Here is an 18,353-nt window from a genome sequence, read left to right as displayed (position 1 = left end):
TATGTCTGTATACTTTTTCATGATTTAACTTGATATATTTTATAATACTTTGTCATAAAATGCACTGCAACTAATTTTTATGCTTCTGTAACTTTATTGAATTCATAGGACAATTTTACTAAGTGTAAGCAGGATAAATGACAAGCGCGTAGAAAAATACGGACAGAAGACGCTCTGCTGTTCGGCCGGGGGGCCTGCTTCGCAGAATCGACAGAAGAGGAAACAGTAAAGCGGCGTTTTCGTGTTCCTAACGAAGAAACGGCCACGATGTCTATGCGACATCGTGGCTGTTTTCTCTTTTTCTGGTTCGGTTCGGTTTCCATTTTCCAAAGTAGTACAAGGTGAACAGCAGCGCCATGATCATCGGCAGACCGTGCAGGACGCCGACCACGACGACAGGCTTGAACAGATCGAACAGAGGTGAGCAGATCACCATGCCGATCGCAAAGCCGACCGTCTGCAAGGTGGACGAGACGCCAAACATCCGGCCGCGTTTCTCATCGGGCGTTTGCTGGAGGCGGGTGTTGTAGACGATCATCGACACACCGTCCGCAATGCCCGCTAAGGCGGCAAAGAGCAGAATCAGGTAGATGGGACTCTCGAAGAAGAGCAGGATGAAGAAGAACGACATGAAGAACGTTGCTATCCCAAAGGCCCGCTCATTGAGCGAGGTATCATCTCCCGTAAACTTCTTCGCCATGATTCGCGAGCCGATCAAGTTGCCAATGCCCCAGACACCCCAGATGATCCCCATATAAAAGGAGGGCTGCGCAGGATTGAGCTGGGCTGAGAAGACCGGCATCCCGACATTGTGCGCCGCCGAGCCGAACGTGTCGATCAGGCGGATCGCCATCAAGGACAGCAGGATCGGAACGGTGCGCAGGTAGACGTAGATCAGCTTGAATTCGCTGAAGAACGACATGTTCTCTTTCGGGGCGCCGGCTAAGCGCTCTTCGCTGGTGCGCAGTGGTAGTGACAGCAGGTTGAGCGCTGACAGCAGGTAGGTGCAGGCATCGATGATAAACACCGTCTCATAGGAGACTTTGCCAAGCAAGATCCCAGCTCCGAACAGACCGATCACCATCGCGACCGAGCCCCAAGCGGTCAAGACCGCATTGGCCTTGATGATATTCTCCTTGCCGACGATCGATGGGATGCTCGACTGTAACGATACACCAAACAGCGTGGACAGGCATCCCATTACGAAGGTGACAGGCAAGAGCATGTAAAACTGGTAATCGCTCGGTGTGAGTACGATCAGGACGAGGGCGAGTGAACGTCCGATATCGGAAATGATCATCAGATGCTTGCGGTTCATCCGGTCAGCGAGAATACCTGCATAGAATCCAGCCACAAAAGCACCGATCAGACGGATTGACATGAACAGCCCCATATAGAGCGCGCTGTCGGTCAGCAGGTAAACGAACATGTTCAGCGCAACCATGTCAAAATTGTTACCGATGTCGGAAATCGTCTTACCTGCTGTCAATTGGTACAAGTGCCGGAACGATTTTTTGTTGTCCGGCGCTGGGACAGCATTCGTCATGCTTTTGTCACTTCTTCCCTCGATGTGATATTCGGGTTGACCGTAAAGGTGACGAGCTCCAACGCTTGGTCGTACACTTCATACACTTTCTCATACGACTCCGCCTTCAGGAAGCATATCACGGCAAAGCATTCTTCATCATCTCCATAGATGACCGAGCCGTTGGGAACCGATTGCCTAGCAAAAAGCATCCCCGGCAGTTCTTGCAGTTGATCCATGCCCTCGACATTTTCCAAGAGCCCGGAGTGGGGAGGATAGATGCAGAACATGGCGTGAATCTCTTCGCTCGATTCGTAGTGCGACTCTGGGGTAAAGGTACCTTCGCACAGGCTGACCAAGGTGGCTTGCCAATCGATGCCAACCATCGAGCGGATGCTTTCATGCACCCACATGCCGCCGATACGCGGGTTGATCTCCAAAAGCTGCGGGCCGGTGCCATGATTGTCATAGCGCAGTTCTACGTGGGAGAAAGTGTTTTTGAGACCGACCGCTTTGGCGACCGCCACGGCGTAGTCTTTCATCTCTTGGGACTCACGTTCCGTAAAGCGCTGCGGCGGCACGACGAGCAAGTGCTCGTAGAAGCAGCGCTCTTGCTCGGTCAGCGTCACTTTGTCATGCACGAGCAAAGGAATGACCTGATCTTCGGTGATCAGCAATTCCACGCTCGCTTCACGACCGTCGATATACTTTTCGATCAGCATCGTGCGCAACGGATCGAAGTGCACCAGTTCGCCCGCTTTGTTCGGATAGCTGTGTGCCGATTCATATGCGGCAAGGTTGGTGGAAGCGGGGAGTCGAACCATCGCATCCTTAAATTTGCTGATCACTTCTTCCTCGTTGGAGCACTTGACGATCATGTGCGAAGCTGCGCCATTCAGCGGCTTCAAAATGATCGGATAGCCGATACGGTTCGCATGTTCAACAGCCGTTACTTCGTCGGTAGCAAGTCCAAAATCAACGGTCGGTACGCCTGCGTGGCGAAGCGCGTCACGCATGAGATACTTGTTGTTGCAACGGAAAACCGCATCGGAGCTTAGCGATGGCAAGCCGCGCTCTTCGGCGAGGATGGCAACATTGGAGCCGACCAGCGTGCCTTGGTGGAACATGCCGATGTTGCTCATGAAGGCAGCGATCGGATACTCGTTTTCAAAACCGGCCAGCAGGTTACGCAACGTGTCGAGGTCAAACGCATCGGTCGAGATCACCTCATCAAAGATCAGCATGTTGTGTTTGGTCTCGAAATCCTTGATCGCGTTCAGTTCCATCTCGGAGAGGGTCAGGGAAATCAACACGGAGCGATACCCACGCTCTCTTGCGGTGACAGCACGGCGTGCCATGATGAGCGGGTACATATTATCAATAAAAACGAACGATTTTTGCTGCGTCATCGTTACAGTACCTCCAGTTCGTCGTCATCTCCGTCCAAATAGTAGGACACTACGTAGCCATTTTCGTCGATCTCATGCAACGGTGGTAGCTTGGTGTTGTCGGAGAACTCGAGGAAGTCGGCAGCTTTGTACGGAGTGGTCGCTTTGATGTATTTGAGGCCGTCAATTTCTACGTAGTCGAGCTGGTGGCCCGGACCGACGCGGTGTTTGCCAATTTGGGTAACATAGACATAGTGCGGGGCGGTCGAGCCGGAGAACGGCGACAGTGCTTTCAAAATGTCGATGCCTTTTTGCACCGAGGTGCGGAAGTGCTTCGCACCGATGACCGGCATGCAGTGGAACAGGTAGTACGGCACGATACCCACGGCCAGGAACAGCGAGATCAATTCGTGGATCGTCTTGGCGTCATCGTTGATGCCTTTCATTAAAACGGTCTGACCGCGAATGGTGATCCCGCGCTGGATAAAGCGCTGTGCGGCACGCACCACTTCGGGGGTCAGTTCATCCGGATGGTTGATCGACAGACCGACCGAGATGTTACGCGAATTTTTCGGGTTTTCATAATCGATATGGTTGAAGCGACTGACCATCTCCGCCAGTTCATCGGTGATCTTTTCCGGTTGGAACAAGATGTTGCGAGTACCGACGCGAATGTTGCGCACGTGCGGGATTTCTGCAACTTTCACCAGTACCTGCTCGAGCAATTCAGCGTCGATAAACGGGTCACCGCCGGTGATCAACACCGTTTTGATCCGCGAGTCGCTGCCGATATAGCGGATGGCCGCATCGATGTTTTCATCGGTCATGCGCTTTGCTTCGCCACCCAGAGTACGGGTCTTTTTGAAGCAGTAGCGACAGTATGCGGAACATTCAAAATAAGGAGTCAGGACGGCGCGGTCTTCATAAATACGTTCGAGACCGTAAATGCCGTGGTTGTTTTTGCCTTCTTCAAACGGTGCTTCAGTCCCAAAATCAAGGGCTTCATACGGGCTTGGGAGGAACTGTTTAGCGACTGCGTCAGATTTCTTGACCAGTTGCGCTAGAGACGGGCTAACTTTGGAACGAAAGCGTTTCAGTACGGTTTGTTGCATCTGACGTTCACGTTCGGATAACTTCTTTTTCGTGGTTTCTGAAGTCGTGGACATTGCTTGCGCCTCCCTATTGGTTGTATTTACGGATACAAGTATATTAACTCGATAAATTCAGAATTACCAGCACTTTTTGTTAATTCTTAATGCTTTTTTTTAGGTCGGTTTTTGGGGGATGATAAGTAAAATGGGGGTGTGTGATTGCTGAAGCCTTTTTATGTTTTGACCGCGTTTGTCGTGTTGTGGGATTTGAAAATGTGGGAGACGATGCCGCTGTGGGTGCATGTGCTCGTCGTGGTCAATGTGATGCTGGCCGGCGTGTTAACAACATGGCGGGTCTTGCGTTGACAGATGTTGGATGCCATGTTAGGATAGCCGTAACGCATCTTTAGTACATTAGTATACTAAAGTAAAGAGGGTGTGCAGAAAGTGGATCAACCAATAAGATTGGAGAAACCGCGCGGTGTGCGCGATGTGTTGCCTCCGCTGGCAGCACGAAAACGAGAGGTAGAAAAAAAGATCGCTGGAGTGTTTCAGCGTTGGGGCTATGAGGAGATCGTCACTCCGACATTTGAATATGCAGATACGTTTTTAAACGGTGCGTTTCGCGATGAGGAAGACAGCCTGTTCAAATCGGTAGATCGCTCGGGACGCACTGTCGCCTTACGCCCCGACATGACGGCGCCGATCGCGCGGGTGGTCTCTTCCTTAATGAAAGAGAAACCGCTGCCGATTCGTCTGTCCTACAATGCGAGCATCTTCCGGCAACAGCATCCGGAAGCGGGGCGCGATGCCGAATTTACGCAGGCCGGAGTGGAACTGATGGGGGATGGTTCCCCCGATGCGGATGCGGGCTTGATCGCATTGGCGGCGAGTGCGCTGCAAGCGGCCGGGGTGAAAGGCTTCCGACTTGAGATCGGACAGGTACAATTCGTGCAGGCGTTGTTAGCTGAGCATGTCGGTGACGACAACCTGCGTGGGCAGTTGTCAGACGCGTTGGTAGCCAAAGAGTATGTGCGCTATGAGCAGTTGGTCCAGGAGCAGGTGGAATCGGAAGCGTCGCGGGGCAGCTTGCTAAAAGTGCCACACCTGCGTGGTGGGATCGCCATCTTGGCGGATGCGGCTGCGATCACCTCGTCTGCGCAGGCTTTGGCGGCGCTCGACAATCTGCGCACGATCTGGGAGATCCTCGTCCTGTACAACGCGGCGGAGCACGCGCAGATCGATTTGAGTCTGCTGTTGTCGCGGCCCTATTACACGGGTGCGATTTTTGAAGGATACGGTCCTAATGTTGACCTCCCGATCTGCTCGGGCGGACGCTATGATGAACTGGTCGGCAGATTTGGGCGGGCGATGCCTGCGACCGGGTTTATGATCGGCATCGAGCGAGTGCTTCATGTGTTGGAGAAGTCGTTCCCGAAAGACCCGAAAGAACGTTTTCTGATATTATATGAGGCGGCCGATCGTTATCCGGTGATCGGATTTGCCACCTATTTGCGCTCCAAACGTTTTATCATCACGGCACAACATGTCGATGATGTAGAAGCGGCGATGAAAGAGCGCTCAGAGGAGCATGTGACGCTGATTCCATTTAAGGGTGGCAAGCTCCTCGAGTCGAACAAATTGCTGCGGGCGATGTTCACCGATTTCTGTCACATGTTCTCGTTGTGACGAGAGCGGGTCGGACATCCATTTGTGCTCAGGCACGCACAGATTCGGTCGGAGGTTCAGCTTTTTTACATTGACGAGACGGACAGAACAAGCAAGGGAGACCCGCGGAGGGCCTCCCTTTTTTCGTATGACGATGGCGTGTAACGGTGTAACGGATGCATCACGTATAAAAGGTGTATCGCATGAAAGGGATCTATTTTAAGATTTGCATCTACTGCCTGTAATGGATGTACTGCATGTCTTGCAGGTAATAAATGTATCGCATATCTCGCGCAATCTCGAGAATTGGTTCGCGAGAAGTGTTCGATTTCGGCAACTGCTTGATGCCAGCCGGACAGCAGTCAACCGCTGAGATCGTTCCCAGCAAAGAGCGAGCCCGACTTGCGGTGATCGGAACAGGTTCACTTCGCGTGTCAAAATTTTAACGCTTGGGACGGATGCCAATCCCTTGTCTGCACTGCTCAAGTTCTTGCACGATGCCAAACCAGCCTTGGGCGGCGGCCGTTGCCGATGCGGTCTGCAAGTTGCAGTCGATCAGATGTAACAGTCGTTGCAAGCAGCCCGAGCCTTGAATGTGTTGCACCAGCTCGGCCCACGCTTCTGCAGATTGCGGCTGGGAGTGGCAGGCAGCCCACAGTTCTTTGCCGCTTGGGTCCAATTCGATCCAGACGGCCGACTCTGTCCCGCGCAGCAGATCGTGTTCAATGTCCTGCACATCGTCGAGCAATCGCCAAGCCACCGCGAAATTCATGATCAGGCGGGCGAGGGCAGACGCCGACTCGTCACCTCCTACGACGCTGCCCAACAGATAGGGAACCACTGTCCAAATCGATACCTGTTGTTGAAACTGTTGGCAGTAGTCCTCCAGATTCAATACGTGTCGCGGTCGATGGAGAGAGGCGAGATAAGAGTTGGCATGCCAATCGGGCAAGCTCGGGTTGGTCCCGATGCGTTTGCACAGCGAGCGGCTTCGCGATGCAAAGCTCTGCCAGGCCAGCGTGCGAACTTGCAGCCGAAGCAGATCGACAGGCAGCAGATGATCGGACAGGTGGTCGTCCCAGAGATAGAGAAACAGGGACATCGCATGTGCTTTCTGAGCTTCCTGCAGCAGTATTGCATCGGCCGCTTGGCCGCTCGCTTCCGGTACCCAGTGCAGAAAAGACCAGATCGGGGTGTAAAAAAGGCGGTAGAAATCGCCATCCCCGCCTGAGTATCCGCGCAGGACCTGATGCGCTTCGGCGCATAGCGGCTCAGGCAGGTCTGCAGTCAAGGCAAATAAATGCTGATTCAGCTCGCCGCGCAACTGAGCGATCGGGGGAGCTTCGCGCACGCCTCCAAACTCGATGCCGGTAAACGGCAGTTGGCGGGTTGTGCGCGGCGGATTTTCAAACGGATTCTGCATGGGATAACGTCACTTCCTCTTCTTCTAGTTGAAAACGATCGGGCGTGTGAAGGACGATCGGGTCGTAACATTCGTTGAGTCTGCGCGTGCCTCCCATACAGTTGGCGAGTAGCTGTCGTGGTCGAGCAGACTTGCTTGTGGCTTGCGATGATGTCTGCAAGCTCATGTTCTGTTTTTGATGCCAATCTATTTCACGTTTACGATTGGGGACTGCTGGAATCGAACGTCATCTGACTTCGGTAAGGAATCTGTTTCGAACTGCCTGCCGTCCATGTAGGGGCTTGCGGGCCCACCGACGAGCAGGGTGCGTCGAACTCTGCCATCAGCTGGGCAAACGTGGGGGCGGCCCAGACGCTGTGGCTGAAACAGCCGAGCACCGCGCATCGGGGAGCAGTACGCAGGCGAAGTGGCTCTTGGCAAGTGAGGGGGCTGTTCGCAACAGGGAACAGTCGATCCCAAGAGTGCGCTCGTCACTTCGTACTGCAAGGCGAGTTGGGTAGCAGCGTCTAATAGGACACGATAGCGTTGCCCAACACCGGGCAAGAGAGCTGTCTCAGCACGTCGATCGGCAGCACGAAGGAAGTTCTCAGCGCAGACGCTTCTTGCTGTGCGACCGAATCGTAGGCCTTGACAGGTGAGGGGATTCGATGTTAAACCACTTGTGGATAGCGATTAACAAACGAGTGAAGACCCTAACATCTAGATCAAGCAGTTCTTGAGCATATCATATCTTTGAATTACGATAGATTTCAGTCATGGGTTTTTAATTTTAGTCATATATGACTTTTGATCGCAATATATGACTAGACATGACGGAACGGACGGAGGTGTGCAGTATGCAGTTTCCAGCAGACTCTGAATATGAGGCGTTCGAATTGTTGCACCAAGAACAGCAGACCGTGCTCTATCGGGCAAGTTGCGCCAGGACAGGGAAGCGGGTGCTGATCAAGACGTTGCAGATGGAATATCCGACTCCGCAAGATGTATTAAAGCTCAAATATGAGTATGAGATGGCGAAACGGGCCGCTTCGCTAGGCGTGGTCGCTCCGATCGGACTGGAGCGTTATCGGCACACGTGGTTGCTCCTGCTGGAAGATGGCGGCGGTGAGATGCTGAGACAGGTGTTGGACATGGAGCGCTTGCACCTGTCACGCTTTTTCGATCTGGCTATCGCTTTGGCAGAAGCGATTTTGCAACTGCATCGCAAAAACATCATCCATCGCGATCTGCGCCCCGAGAACCTGTTGGTGCGATCGGTCGAACCTGTTGTGAAAATCACCAATTTTTCCAGTGCGGCTTGGCTCCCCGACGAACGGTCGGACGAGCAGGTTTTCGAATCATACAGCGCCTACAGTTCACCGGAGCAGACCGGGCGCATGAACCGAATGGCAGATCATCGTTCCGACCTGTACTCGGCGGGCGTCATCTTCTATGAGATGCTGACCGGACGACTGCCTTTTGAAGAACAAAACGCTGTCAAATTGATCTATCAGCATTTTACGCAGGAGGCGGTATCGCCAGCTCTGCTCAATCCGCAAGTGCCGACGATCCTTGGTGATCTGGTGCTGAAATGTTTGGCAAAAGACGCAGAGGAGCGCTATCAGAGCGCTTTTGGTCTGTTGCATGATTTGACGCGTTGCAAAGATCAATGGCGTGAACACGGGCGGATCGAGGACCTCATCCTCGGCGAGGAAGACCGTTCTGAGCATTTTCATCTCTCCAATCTGGTGTACGGTCGGGAGCGGGAGATGGAGACACTGCAAGCGGCGTTCGAACGCACGCGGCGCGGAGGCAGTGAAGGGGTGTTGCTCGTCGGCCCGGCTGGAATTGGCAAATCTACACTGGTGCGCGAGTTAAACCATCGTGTCTCAGAGGAGCCGGTTTGCTTTCTCGAAGGAAAATTTGAACAAAACATCAGACATGCGCCTTATGAAGGTGTGTTGCAAGCGCTCAAGCAATGGGTGATGCGCATTTTGGCAGAAGGCGAAGTGAGCATTGCTTGGTGGAAAGAGGAGATCTTGCGCGCGTTGGGTCAACTGAGCGGCGTGCTGGTGGAGGCGCTTCCTGCGTTAAAATTGATCGTCGGATCACAGCCGCCCGTTCCGATATTGCCGGCCCAGGAAACGAACAACCGCTTTCTGCTGGCCATTCTTCAAGTGCTCAGCATTCTGCCGACCGCTCAACATCCCGTCCTGCTCTTTCTCGACGATCTGCAATGGGCCGACCCGGCCTCTGCTCATCTGATCGCAGTGTTGTTGACGGAGCGCAAGATTCCGCATCTGCTGGTGATCGGCAGTTATCGGGTCGAGCAGGAGGGCGCCGACATCCCGTTGTTAGAGCGCATCGCCAAATTGCAGACTGGACAAGCTACCTTGATCGAAATGCACGTGCGTCCGCTTACGGTGTTCGATGTGCAAAAGCTGTTACAGGACACGCTGCGCAGTTCGGGTGAAAGCGTCGCTCAGTTGGCCCAATCGGTGACGGAGAAAACGGGAGGCAGCCCGTTTGTGGTCAAACAGTTTGTGCAAGCGTTGCCCGCAAAAGGATTGCTCAGTTTAGAGGTGCAGACCGGAGAGTGGCGATGGGACATGGACACCATCAACGCCTTAGCGGTGAACGAAAGCCAAGTTGAATACATTCTGAGCACGATCAGGGAATTGCCGGAGCGCGCGCGCCACCTGTTAGGAGCGGCCGCCTGTATCGGGATGACGTTTTCACTGGAGACCTTGCAGCATGTGTTGACAACCGAGCTCTCTGCGATCGCCCGCGATCTGCTCTTGTTGATCGAAGAGCGTCTGCTCTATGCGAAAGGCACAAGCAGTCAGTGGCTGTATCGCTTGCCAGAAGCGGATGAGCAGATCGAGTGGCAAAACCAATTGCAATTTGCGCATGACCGCATCCAACAGGCCGCCTATGCGTCGGTGGCGGAGGATGAAAAAAAGCGCATTCACCTACTGCTCGCCAGACAGTTGCAAACCGGTTCAGACGCAGACCTTTCTGCAGACTTGCAGTATGAACAGGTGAATCATTTTAATCGCGCGTTGGACCGACTGGAAACTCAAGCGGAGCGCGAATATGTGGCACAACTCAATCTGGCGGTTGCCAAACGTGCTAAGGCAGCGCTCGATTATGAACAAGCCTTGCGTTTTTGTGAAAATGGGATCGCGCTGCTGACGGAAAACTGTTGGCAGGATCAGCACGCCTTGACGTTTGAGCTGTATCGAGAGCGTTTCGAACTGGTGTCCTTTGGTGGACAGGTTGCAGAGGCGGATCGTTATTTTGCTCTGCTGCTACAGCATGCGAAAACGGATGTGGAGAAACTGCCGATCTATAAATTTCGGATTTTGACCGTCTCCAGAGAGAATCGCGCCCAGAAGTCGTTCGAACTGGGGATGGAGGCGTTGCGACAATTTGGCATGAAGCGTCCGTTGCAATCGGACGTGGCCTCGCGGACGGCCGCCTATGTGAGGATCAGAAGCCGCCTGACCAAAAAGCGCATTCAGAACGTGACCGCTTTGCCGTTCGCCAGCGATGCCAAGGTGATCGCGCAGATGGAAATTTTGTGGGCGATGGCAGTGGTGATGCTGGTGGTCGATGAAAAAGTGATGATCCGGCTGATTTTGAAGATCCTAGAACTCTCCTTGGCGCATGGGCCGGCGGCACCGACCTGCACCGCCTATATCATGTACGGGAATCTGGTCGCACAACGCGGTAACTTTGAACTGAGCGCGGCCTATGGGCAGTTGGGTGTGGAGACAGAAGTGGCCTATTGGAGACGGCAAGGCGGGGTCAGCTGTCAGGGCTTGTTTAGCTATACGACCAACATCATGCCATTTGTCGCACCGATGCGCGATGTCAACCGATCGTTTGCGACCGTCTTGCAACGGGCGCAGGAGACAGGGGACCTGCGAATCTTTGCCAACTCTCTGGTCATGAAGGTGCATGGGATGATCGCCAGCGGCATCCCGTTGGATGAGGTGCAGGCCGAATTGCAAAAGGGACTGCCTGCCGTGCGCATCAGCAACAACGAATGGTTGTTGCAAGCGTCGCAGATTCTCATGGGTGCCGTCCGCAATCTGATCGGACAGGGGGCAGGCCCGTTCGAGCTGTCCCACCCAGATTTTGATGAGGCCAAATATCGCCAAACGGTGCTGGAAGGTCGCCAACCCAATCAGATGCAACCGCTCAACTACTTGTACAGCAAGTTGCTGTTGTTGTTTTTGGCGGGGGAGTATGGACAGGCGTTGCTGCTTGCCGAAGAGATGGAGCGGGAGAAGATGTTTCCGCGCGGGCATTTTGTCGAGGTCAATTTCTTTTATTTGTATGCGCTGACGCTTACTCAGCATTTCGATCAGTTGGAGGAGCAGGAGCAGACGAAAGCGTGGAAAAAGATCGGTCGCTTGCAAAAACTGCTTCACCGCGCCGCACAGCGCTGTCCGGAGAACTATCGGCACAAATCGATTCTGTTGGCCGCAGAAGTCGCGCGCCTGAAGGGGCACAGCCAACGGGCGATGGATTTGTACGATCAGGCCGTTTCCCGCGCTTTGGAGCAACAGTTCTGGAATGACGAGGGGATTGCGCATGAGTGTGCGGCCAACTTCTATCTGCACATCGGCAAAACGCAGATTGCCCATTCCTATTTGCGCGCCGCCTACCATGCCTTTTTGAAATGGGGCGCGAAGAGCAAGGCCATGCAAATGAAAGCGCGCTACCCGCATCTCTTTGGGGAGGAGCTGTCGGCGGTCCAACGGGAGCACAATTTGGATTACCTCGCCGTGATCAAGTCGGCCCAAGCGATCACAGGTGAGATCGTGCTGCCGAAGCTGATCGAAAAGATGATGCAGATCCTGCTGGAAAATGCGGGGGCACAAGTGGGGACGATGCTCTTCGAACAGCATGGGCGATTTGTCCCGCACGATACCGAGGTGGAAGTGAGTCAGGCGGTGGTGCATTATGTGACGCGAACGGGTGAAAGCGTGGTGTTGCATGATGCTTGTCAGGAAGGGCTGTTTCGAAATGATCTCTCGTTGCAAACTCGTCAGGTCAAATCGCTCTTGTGCCTGCCGGTCAGACATCAGGCCAAGCAGGTCGGACTGCTCTATCTCGAAAACAATTTGACCACGCATGCGTTTACCGACGAGCGCGTCGAGCTGTTGCAGTTGCTCAGCACGCAGTTGGCGATCTCGATCGAGAATGCCAACCTGTACGCTAACTTGGAGGAAAAGGTGCGCAGTCGCACGGCCGACCTCGAAGAATCGAAACGACAGCTGGAGCGATCGATCGCAGAGACGGCGCGGGCATGGTCTGACGTTGCGGTGCTAGAGGAGCGAACGCGCATCGCCCACGAATTGCATGATGTGATCGGCCACACGCTCACCACCTCCGTGGTGCAGATGGAGTCTTGCAAGCGGCTGGCAGCCAAAGATCTGACCAAAGCGCTGCCAATCATGGACGCGATCCAGGATAATCTTCGCAACGGTCTGCACGAAGTGCGGATCTCCGTTCGGATGCTAAAAGATAACATTTCGCAGATGGAGGTCGGGCAAGCGCTCGAAAAATTGCTGCTCGATGCGCAAACACAGATCGGTTTGGAGATCGAATATCAGATCGACCCGATGCCGAATCTGGATGCAAAATTGCGGAAGACGCTGTACCACGCCTTGCAGGAGGGGCTGACCAACGGTGTGCGGCACGGCAAGAGCACCAAGTTTCAGTTCCGTCTGTATCAGGAGCACGGCACGATCCACTTCGAACTGCGCGATAACGGAATCGGCTTCCAAGATTCTGTTTTCGGATTTGGATTGACGACGATGCGCGAACGGATCGAAGAAGTGGGGGGCAAACAACTGGTCAGTTCTGCACCCGGGGAAGGCTGTAAGCTGCGCCTTGTGGTCCCTATTCCATAGTAAAAGCCACACCCTGCGCTCAGGGTGTGGCTTTTGCTGTGCCGAGGAGAAATTCACCGACGAGCGTTTCTTCATAATAGTCGATTCCGCTCAGGCGGGCGAACAGATCGGCATCCCCGCTGCCGACCGCAGTTCCGGCCAGCCCCATCGCTGCGGCGGCCAGATACATCGTCTGATACAAGGCGCCCGTGTTTTTGAGCGTGGTCGCATAGGCGATCGACTCATACTTCCAACTCAGCCGAGGGAATCGGGAGGTGATCAATAGCAGCGCTTGCGTTTGACCGGGTGCTTCTTGATCGGGCAGAGCTGCGCGGCGGCAGGTGTGCACCATGCTCTGCAACTCAGCAGTCGATTCGAACAGCTTGCACAGCTCGTGTTGTAACGGATTGTATTGGTACAAGCCAGGCGGCAGATCGAAACTGTGCAGGATCGCCACGTAGATGTCGAGTTCGTACAGCGCACCTCCCGCCGGATAAGGACGCTTGCTCAGTTCCAGTTCGCGATGGCTTGGCGAAGCGGGCAAGAGCTCTTGAATCCGTGCCACCCGATACAGGAATTCCCCCACCTGTTGGCCAGTGAGCGGATGCTCGTCATCGAAGGCGCGCTTCGAACGACGGGCGCTTAATACGGCGCTGAACGAGGCATCCTGCTCGATTAATTGCGAAAGATCAGGGCGGTACAGCGGATAGATTTCTTCCGACATGTTCGGTTTGACGACCGGAGCGGGAGGATCGTGTTTGCCAAAGCGATAGGTGCCACCAAATGCGCCTGAAGACCTGCCGATCCGGCTTTGACTATGAAAAAGCAGATCATGAAATTCCCAGTACGGCAGTGTCGGATGGCTGGTCTCAGCTGTTGCGCCCGTTTCGTCTATGGTGACTGCGAGGCGCGCGAACAAAAGACGAGCGAGCAACGGTTCGATGACCGCCCTGTGCTCAGGCAGAACGGCTGCGAGCTCTTCAACCGTTTTGGAGGTGGACAGGGCACCGATCAGCGTCACAGCGCTCGGGTCGTGCAGGAGGAGAGCGAAAGGGGACAGCGGCGTCTCGAGGCGCAGGCAACTAAGCTCCGGGTCGAGGCGCAGGCTCGCGAAGCGGGAAAGTTGACAAGCGTCGGTGGGCCGGATGGCGGGGAAAGCGGTCAGCAATTCGGGTGTGGTGGACAGAACGGTCGCAATGCGCACACGATCGACCTCCAGCGGATAGCAGATGAAATTGAGCTGAAGAAACTGCCGATGCCAATAATACCAGAGCGACATGCCCGCGATGCCATCATGCGCCAACACGAGTTTCTCTAAGTCAGCTTGGCTCGCTCCTGTGGTGGCCAAGCATCGAATGGCGCGAGCAAGTCCGTTCGGTACAGATCGAATCAGCACGGTCTGGCTGGACAGCGAGATCGACAGCGTGCCATCCGGCTGTTCGCGCACGGCCACATCTGGACGAAAGCCGGTCAAAAGGGTTGCTGACATCAGATCCTCCCCCTCTTTTTACAAAAACATCGGAATCGGATTGAGCTCCGTTTCCGCATGCGGCTGTGCCAACCAATTCTGCTGAGCGGGTAGATCGTAGAGACGACCTGGAGCGAATCGCGTCCAAAAGTGTCGCAGGCCGGGTACGATCACCTTGGCGACGGGCAGGCCAACATCGGGCCGCGTCTGATCGAGCACCAGCATCTCCATCCCTTTTTGCTCGACGATCTGTTGGGCGAGTCGCAGATCGTCGAGCAGATCATCCTGCCAAACGTTGCGGAAGTCGGAAGCGCGTACGGCAGGACGCGTCGCATCGGGTGCCAGATAGGGCTGATTTTCCAAGGAAGCGGTGCGCCACCAATTGGCGATCTGTCGATGGACATTGGCGGAGATGCCTTGACGTAACAGGGGGAGGGATTGATTCATCTCGGTGAGCGCGCGCAACAATGCGATCTCAGGGTCAAAATGCGCCCCGAATCCCAAGATCAGATGCTCCGCGGGACGGCCCAATTGACGGCTGATCGCGGCAAAGGTCGGAATCTGCAGATCGTGCGTCAGATTGAGCACCCAAAACTCGCGTTGATAGTGGCTTCGATAGGCGTCCCGCAACTGTGCGATGTAAGGGTGTCCGAAACTGTTCAGGTCCACCTGTTCGCGGCGCAGGCGGTTGTACCACCAGATCGCGACCGCATCGCGTTCGACAAGCTCGAAGAATCCGTGCAAAATCGCTTCTTCCAGCGTGTTGCCAGAGGCGCACCCGTTCGAATCGGCGAGGGCAAACGCGCGCTCGGCCTGTTGAGGATAGGAATAGTAACAACAGGCGGTCGGCAGGTATTTCACACGCTGCTCGGTCAGCGACCACAGCGGCGTCCAATCGACGACGCTGTGCTCATCGAAGCGGTGCGGAATCCACTCAAACATCGATAGCCGCGCGCTGTTGATTTTGTCGCGCTGGTCGTACTGTCGCTCGCTGAACAGCAGATAGTGGTGCGGGTGAATCGCTCGGTCGGCCAGCTGGTGATAGCTCGAACGAATGCTAAATTCATCCCCTTGATACAGGCCGGAATACCGTTCCAGCGACTCGCAGAGCGCGCCGACTTTTGCTTGGAGTGCGCTCGTGCCTTTTCCAGCGCTTCTGCTGCGCAGATGCTGTTTGAGCGTGTCGAGGTCATGGCTTTGGGTGAACACGACATTCGCATCGGCCGTATAGTTGTGGATCGCAGGATGTACAGGATCGGGATCAGCAACCGCAAGCTGTTTGATGATCCCGGTGATCGGGCTGACATGATGCGCGTAGGTCTGCCAAGTTGCTTCTGCTGTCACAGTGCGGGAACTGCCATCTGACGCGCTCAGTTTCTGCCGACTTTGCAAGTCAGGTGGCGCGGGAGGAGTTGAACGACTGCTGCCGTCGCCGCAGATCGGACATTGCGGACGGCGCACAACGGTGTGCGTCTGTGTCTGCAAGGTCAGCAGATCGATGGAGATCAGCGTGTGATGCAAGGTGGGATAGCGGTCGTGGCGGAGCAGTTTTCCCGTTTCCAATGCCAGCAGTTCCAGTGCGGTCTGCAAGCTGGCCTGCGTGGTCGCCTGTGGAATGTGATCACGGTTCGACCAGTTCTGATGCGCGGCGATCCGTTCACGAGCGAACTGCTTGGCATGCAACCGATGGGCGAGACAGGCAAAGCAGGCGGTGTGCGACGGGCGGATGAAAGGCCCGATCCAGATGGTGGAGCCGATCGGTTTGGCAGGCAGCCAAGCACGGTTCATAGCCCATGCCTGTTCATTGAAAGCGAGCAGTTCCTCGCGCAGGTAGTGATCGGTCAGCACGATGTCAAACGCGCTTTGCTCGGATGGGTCGGCCACTTCGATTGCGTGGTGGTGCAACTTGTCCAAAAAAGTGTTGCGGTCGAGCGGATCGAGGGCGGTGACGGCAACTTTGCGCGGGAGCAGTGCTTCACGGTCGGTGCGAGAATCGACGCCAAGCGCATGCCAAAAAGCGGCCTGCTCCGCTGGAAGAGTGTCACCCCCCTCCGTCAAAAAGCCTTGCTGCGCCAACTGCAGCAAGGCATAGTAGGCTTCGGCTGGGGGGACGAGATCCCGCACCATGCGCACGAGTTGATCGGATGACCTTTGCCCGTCGATCAGCGGAGCGAGTGCCGAATACGCTCTGCCCTGCAGGAGGATGTCACCCGCTTCTGACATCAGCATCAGGGTATCGGCACCCGCAGTCAGCACACGATAGTTGCCACTGAATGCGGGGCGCGACAACCCGCCCGTCATGTGAGGGTGTTCGGCATGCAGCACAGATCGTGTGACGGCTTTTGCTCATGGTCTGGTTTGTATGGAAGAAGCAGGTGGATCGTATCGGATGTGTCCTCGACAAGAACGATCCGTTTGTGTTCAGCGCCGGGGATGGTGATCCCATATTCGGCCAGCACGGCGGCAGGCTCTTGGCGTAAACGGTTCAACAATTGCTCGTCCATCCACGCGGCGGCGATCAACTTTGCATATTTCAATTGCATTTCTTCATTCATTTGTCGTTCCTCCTATCATGATTAGATGAAGGAACTCCTGGTCGGAGCGCTCCATCTTTCGAGTTGATCATAGCATGTGAATGTTAGGCAATTCAAACAGAGAAGTTGATAATATTTCTCGCTTTTTACGAATCGCGTTGTGGGTTACAATTGAAGGGAGGGTCGCACGTGCTGATACAGAAAATGAAGGGACGAGCGCTTTGAGTCATTTGAGAATAGTTCTGGCGGATGATCAAGTTCTATTGCGCGACGCATTGAAGACGATCATCAATTTAGAAGACGATATGGAAGTCATCGCAACGGCAGGAAACGGGCTGGAAGCGTTTGAAAAAGCGAAGGAACTGCAGCCGGACCTCGTGCTGATGGATATCAAGATGCCTGGTGTAAACGGGATTGAAGGGATCACGATCATCAAAAAGCATCTGCCGGAGATGAAAGTTTTGATCCTGACCACCTTCGATGAGGAGGACTTTATTGTAGAAGGCTTGTTAAAGGGGGCGGTCGGATATCTGTTAAAAGATATTCAGGGCGATAAGCTGATCCAATCGATTCGAGAAGCGGTGAATGGGCAGTTGATGTTGCCCGTACAGGTTGCAAATCGCTTGGCGGCCCGCCTGCATCACCTCTCCACGCCAGAGCAGAAGAGCGCTGAAGAGGAGCGCTCGAAACGCCGGGGCTTTTATTTGACCGACCGTGAACGAGAGGTGGCTGTGCTGATGGTGCAGGGGCTGAAGAACCGACAGATTGCCGATGCGCTGTTTATGAGCGAAGGGACGGTCAAAAATTATGTGAGCGTCATCTACAGCAAAGTCGGCATCCATGATCGCGCAACAGTGGTCACACTGTTACAGGAGATGTTGGAGGAGGATGGCCCAGCCACCTCCGCAGAATGATTGCAAAAGGCAAGCGCACAGGCGCTTGCCTTTTTGACGACCGCTCAGTATTGGGTTGGCGTGTAGATCATCGGCATCACATCTTCGAGGTAGTCGCTCACCAGTTCCGCGTCTTCGCAGTTGGCAATGCCGAGTTTGGCTCCGAAGGTCGCGTGGTCTCGGACGTCATGCAAGTCAAAAATGTCGAACAGGTTGGTCTGAATGTGCAAGATGAGCGCTTTGCCTAGAAAATGTGAGGAGTAAGAGATCACGAGGTCATATTGTGAGTGATCGGTGACGAGGGTGACAAATCGGGATCTGGATTCTTCATAGCTCTCATGGCTGATCATACGCGGCACGAGCATCCACCTCTTTTCCAAAATTGGAATGACGATGACTTTTTACAGTTTACGGAATTGTGCAATAAATTATGTCCGTCCTCGCAAGTCGAGAACGGAGCGGCTCCAGCTAGCATTTG

General features: G+C 54.5%; 12 protein-coding genes. 4 read left to right on the top strand and 8 right to left on the bottom strand.

Annotation, left to right across the window (positions count from 1 at the left end):
• Positions 1-271 precede the first annotated feature (271 nt).
• Genes CIG75_RS17325 through CIG75_RS17315 form a run of 3 tightly spaced genes read right to left on the bottom strand, consistent with a single transcriptional unit; the run spans position 272 to position 4,079 of the window.
• Complete coding sequence (locus tag CIG75_RS17325) at positions 272-1,546, bottom strand: MFS transporter (RefSeq protein ID WP_094237781.1); 1,275 nt, start codon at positions 1,544-1,546, stop codon at positions 272-274.
• A complete protein-coding gene (locus CIG75_RS17320; protein WP_094237780.1) occupies positions 1,543-2,934 on the bottom strand; it encodes an ATP-grasp domain-containing protein in 1,392 nt (463 codons plus the stop codon). The genes CIG75_RS17325 and CIG75_RS17320 overlap by 4 nt, the downstream gene beginning before the upstream one ends.
• Positions 2,935-2,936: 2 nt before the next feature.
• A complete protein-coding gene (locus tag CIG75_RS17315) occupies positions 2,937-4,079 on the bottom strand; it encodes a KamA family radical SAM protein (protein WP_094237779.1) in 1,143 nt (380 codons plus the stop codon).
• Between the two features lie 144 nt (positions 4,080-4,223).
• On the opposite strand from CIG75_RS17315, the gene CIG75_RS20835 reads away from it, so the two are divergent.
• Complete coding sequence (locus CIG75_RS20835) at positions 4,224-4,370, top strand: hypothetical protein (RefSeq protein ID WP_157729621.1); 147 nt, start codon at positions 4,224-4,226, stop codon at positions 4,368-4,370.
• Positions 4,371-4,451: 81 nt separating this feature from the next.
• Positions 4,452-5,693 (top strand): ATP phosphoribosyltransferase regulatory subunit, encoded by a 1,242-nt coding sequence (gene hisZ, locus CIG75_RS17310; RefSeq protein WP_157729620.1) that lies wholly within the window; start codon positions 4,452-4,454, stop codon positions 5,691-5,693.
• A gap of 421 nt (positions 5,694-6,114) precedes the next feature.
• On the opposite strand, the gene CIG75_RS17305 is transcribed toward hisZ, so the two are convergent.
• Entirely contained in the window at positions 6,115-7,095 is a 981-nt protein-coding gene (locus CIG75_RS17305) for a hypothetical protein (protein ID WP_094237777.1), read from the bottom strand.
• An 836-nt stretch (positions 7,096-7,931) separates the two neighbouring features.
• Here CIG75_RS17305 and CIG75_RS17300 point away from each other — a divergent pair.
• The gene (locus tag CIG75_RS17300) at positions 7,932-13,001 is read left to right on the top strand and encodes an AAA family ATPase (RefSeq protein WP_172844478.1); all 5,070 of its coding nucleotides are present in this window, start codon (positions 7,932-7,934) and stop codon (positions 12,999-13,001) included.
• A 19-nt stretch (positions 13,002-13,020) separates the two neighbouring features.
• Here CIG75_RS17300 and CIG75_RS17295 read toward each other — a convergent pair whose 3' ends face one another.
• Genes CIG75_RS17295 through CIG75_RS17285 form a run of 3 tightly spaced genes read right to left on the bottom strand, consistent with a single transcriptional unit; the run spans position 13,021 to position 17,003 of the window.
• A complete protein-coding gene (locus CIG75_RS17295) occupies positions 13,021-14,469 on the bottom strand; it encodes a SagB family peptide dehydrogenase (RefSeq protein ID WP_094237775.1) in 1,449 nt (482 codons plus the stop codon).
• An 18-nt stretch (positions 14,470-14,487) separates the two neighbouring features.
• Positions 14,488-16,749, bottom strand: a complete 2,262-nt coding sequence (locus tag CIG75_RS17290) for a TOMM precursor leader peptide-binding protein (RefSeq protein ID WP_094237774.1) — start codon at positions 16,747-16,749, stop codon at positions 14,488-14,490.
• Positions 16,746-17,003 (bottom strand): hypothetical protein, encoded by a 258-nt coding sequence (locus CIG75_RS17285; RefSeq protein WP_094237773.1) that lies wholly within the window; start codon positions 17,001-17,003, stop codon positions 16,746-16,748. Before CIG75_RS17285 ends, CIG75_RS17290 begins: the two co-directional genes overlap by 4 nt.
• Before the next feature lie 200 nt (positions 17,004-17,203).
• Here CIG75_RS17285 and CIG75_RS17280 point away from each other — a divergent pair, with 200 nt between their 5' ends.
• Complete coding sequence (locus CIG75_RS17280; RefSeq protein ID WP_227874271.1) at positions 17,204-17,896, top strand: response regulator; 693 nt, start codon at positions 17,204-17,206, stop codon at positions 17,894-17,896.
• A gap of 44 nt (positions 17,897-17,940) precedes the next feature.
• Here the strand turns inward: CIG75_RS17280 and CIG75_RS17275 are convergent, their stop codons facing one another.
• Entirely contained in the window at positions 17,941-18,225 is a 285-nt protein-coding gene (locus CIG75_RS17275; RefSeq protein ID WP_227874443.1) for an SAV0927 family protein, read from the bottom strand.
• Between the last annotated feature and the right edge of the window lie 128 nt (positions 18,226-18,353).

The organism is Tumebacillus algifaecis (assembly GCF_002243515.1).
Lineage (GTDB): Bacteria > Bacillota > Bacilli > Tumebacillales > Tumebacillaceae > Tumebacillus_A > Tumebacillus_A algifaecis.
This window is presented reverse-complemented; position numbering and strand designations above follow the sequence as displayed.

What these genes read in the sequence shown, in the direction of transcription:
- CIG75_RS17325 (WP_094237781.1), bottom strand. Translation starts at nt 1,546, where the DNA reads ATGACGAATGCTGTCCCAGCGCCGGACAACAAAAAATCGTTCCGGCAC.
- CIG75_RS17320 (WP_094237780.1), bottom strand. Translation starts at nt 2,934, where the DNA reads ATGACGCAGCAAAAATCGTTCGTTTTTATTGATAATATGTACCCGCTC.
- CIG75_RS17315 (WP_094237779.1), bottom strand. Translation starts at nt 4,079, where the DNA reads ATGTCCACGACTTCAGAAACCACGAAAAAGAAGTTATCCGAACGTGAA.
- CIG75_RS17305 (WP_094237777.1), bottom strand. Translation starts at nt 7,095, where the DNA reads ATGCAGAATCCGTTTGAAAATCCGCCGCGCACAACCCGCCAACTGCCG.
- CIG75_RS17300 (WP_172844478.1), top strand. Translation starts at nt 7,932, where the DNA reads ATGCAGTTTCCAGCAGACTCTGAATATGAGGCGTTCGAATTGTTGCAC.
- CIG75_RS17295 (WP_094237775.1), bottom strand. Translation starts at nt 14,469, where the DNA reads ATGTCAGCAACCCTTTTGACCGGCTTTCGTCCAGATGTGGCCGTGCGC.
- CIG75_RS17290 (WP_094237774.1), bottom strand. Translation starts at nt 16,749, where the DNA reads ATGACGGGCGGGTTGTCGCGCCCCGCATTCAGTGGCAACTATCGTGTG.
- CIG75_RS17285 (WP_094237773.1), bottom strand. Translation starts at nt 17,003, where the DNA reads ATGAATGAAGAAATGCAATTGAAATATGCAAAGTTGATCGCCGCCGCG.
- CIG75_RS17275 (WP_227874443.1), bottom strand. Translation starts at nt 18,225, where the DNA reads ATGATCAGCCATGAGAGCTATGAAGAATCCAGATCCCGATTTGTCACC.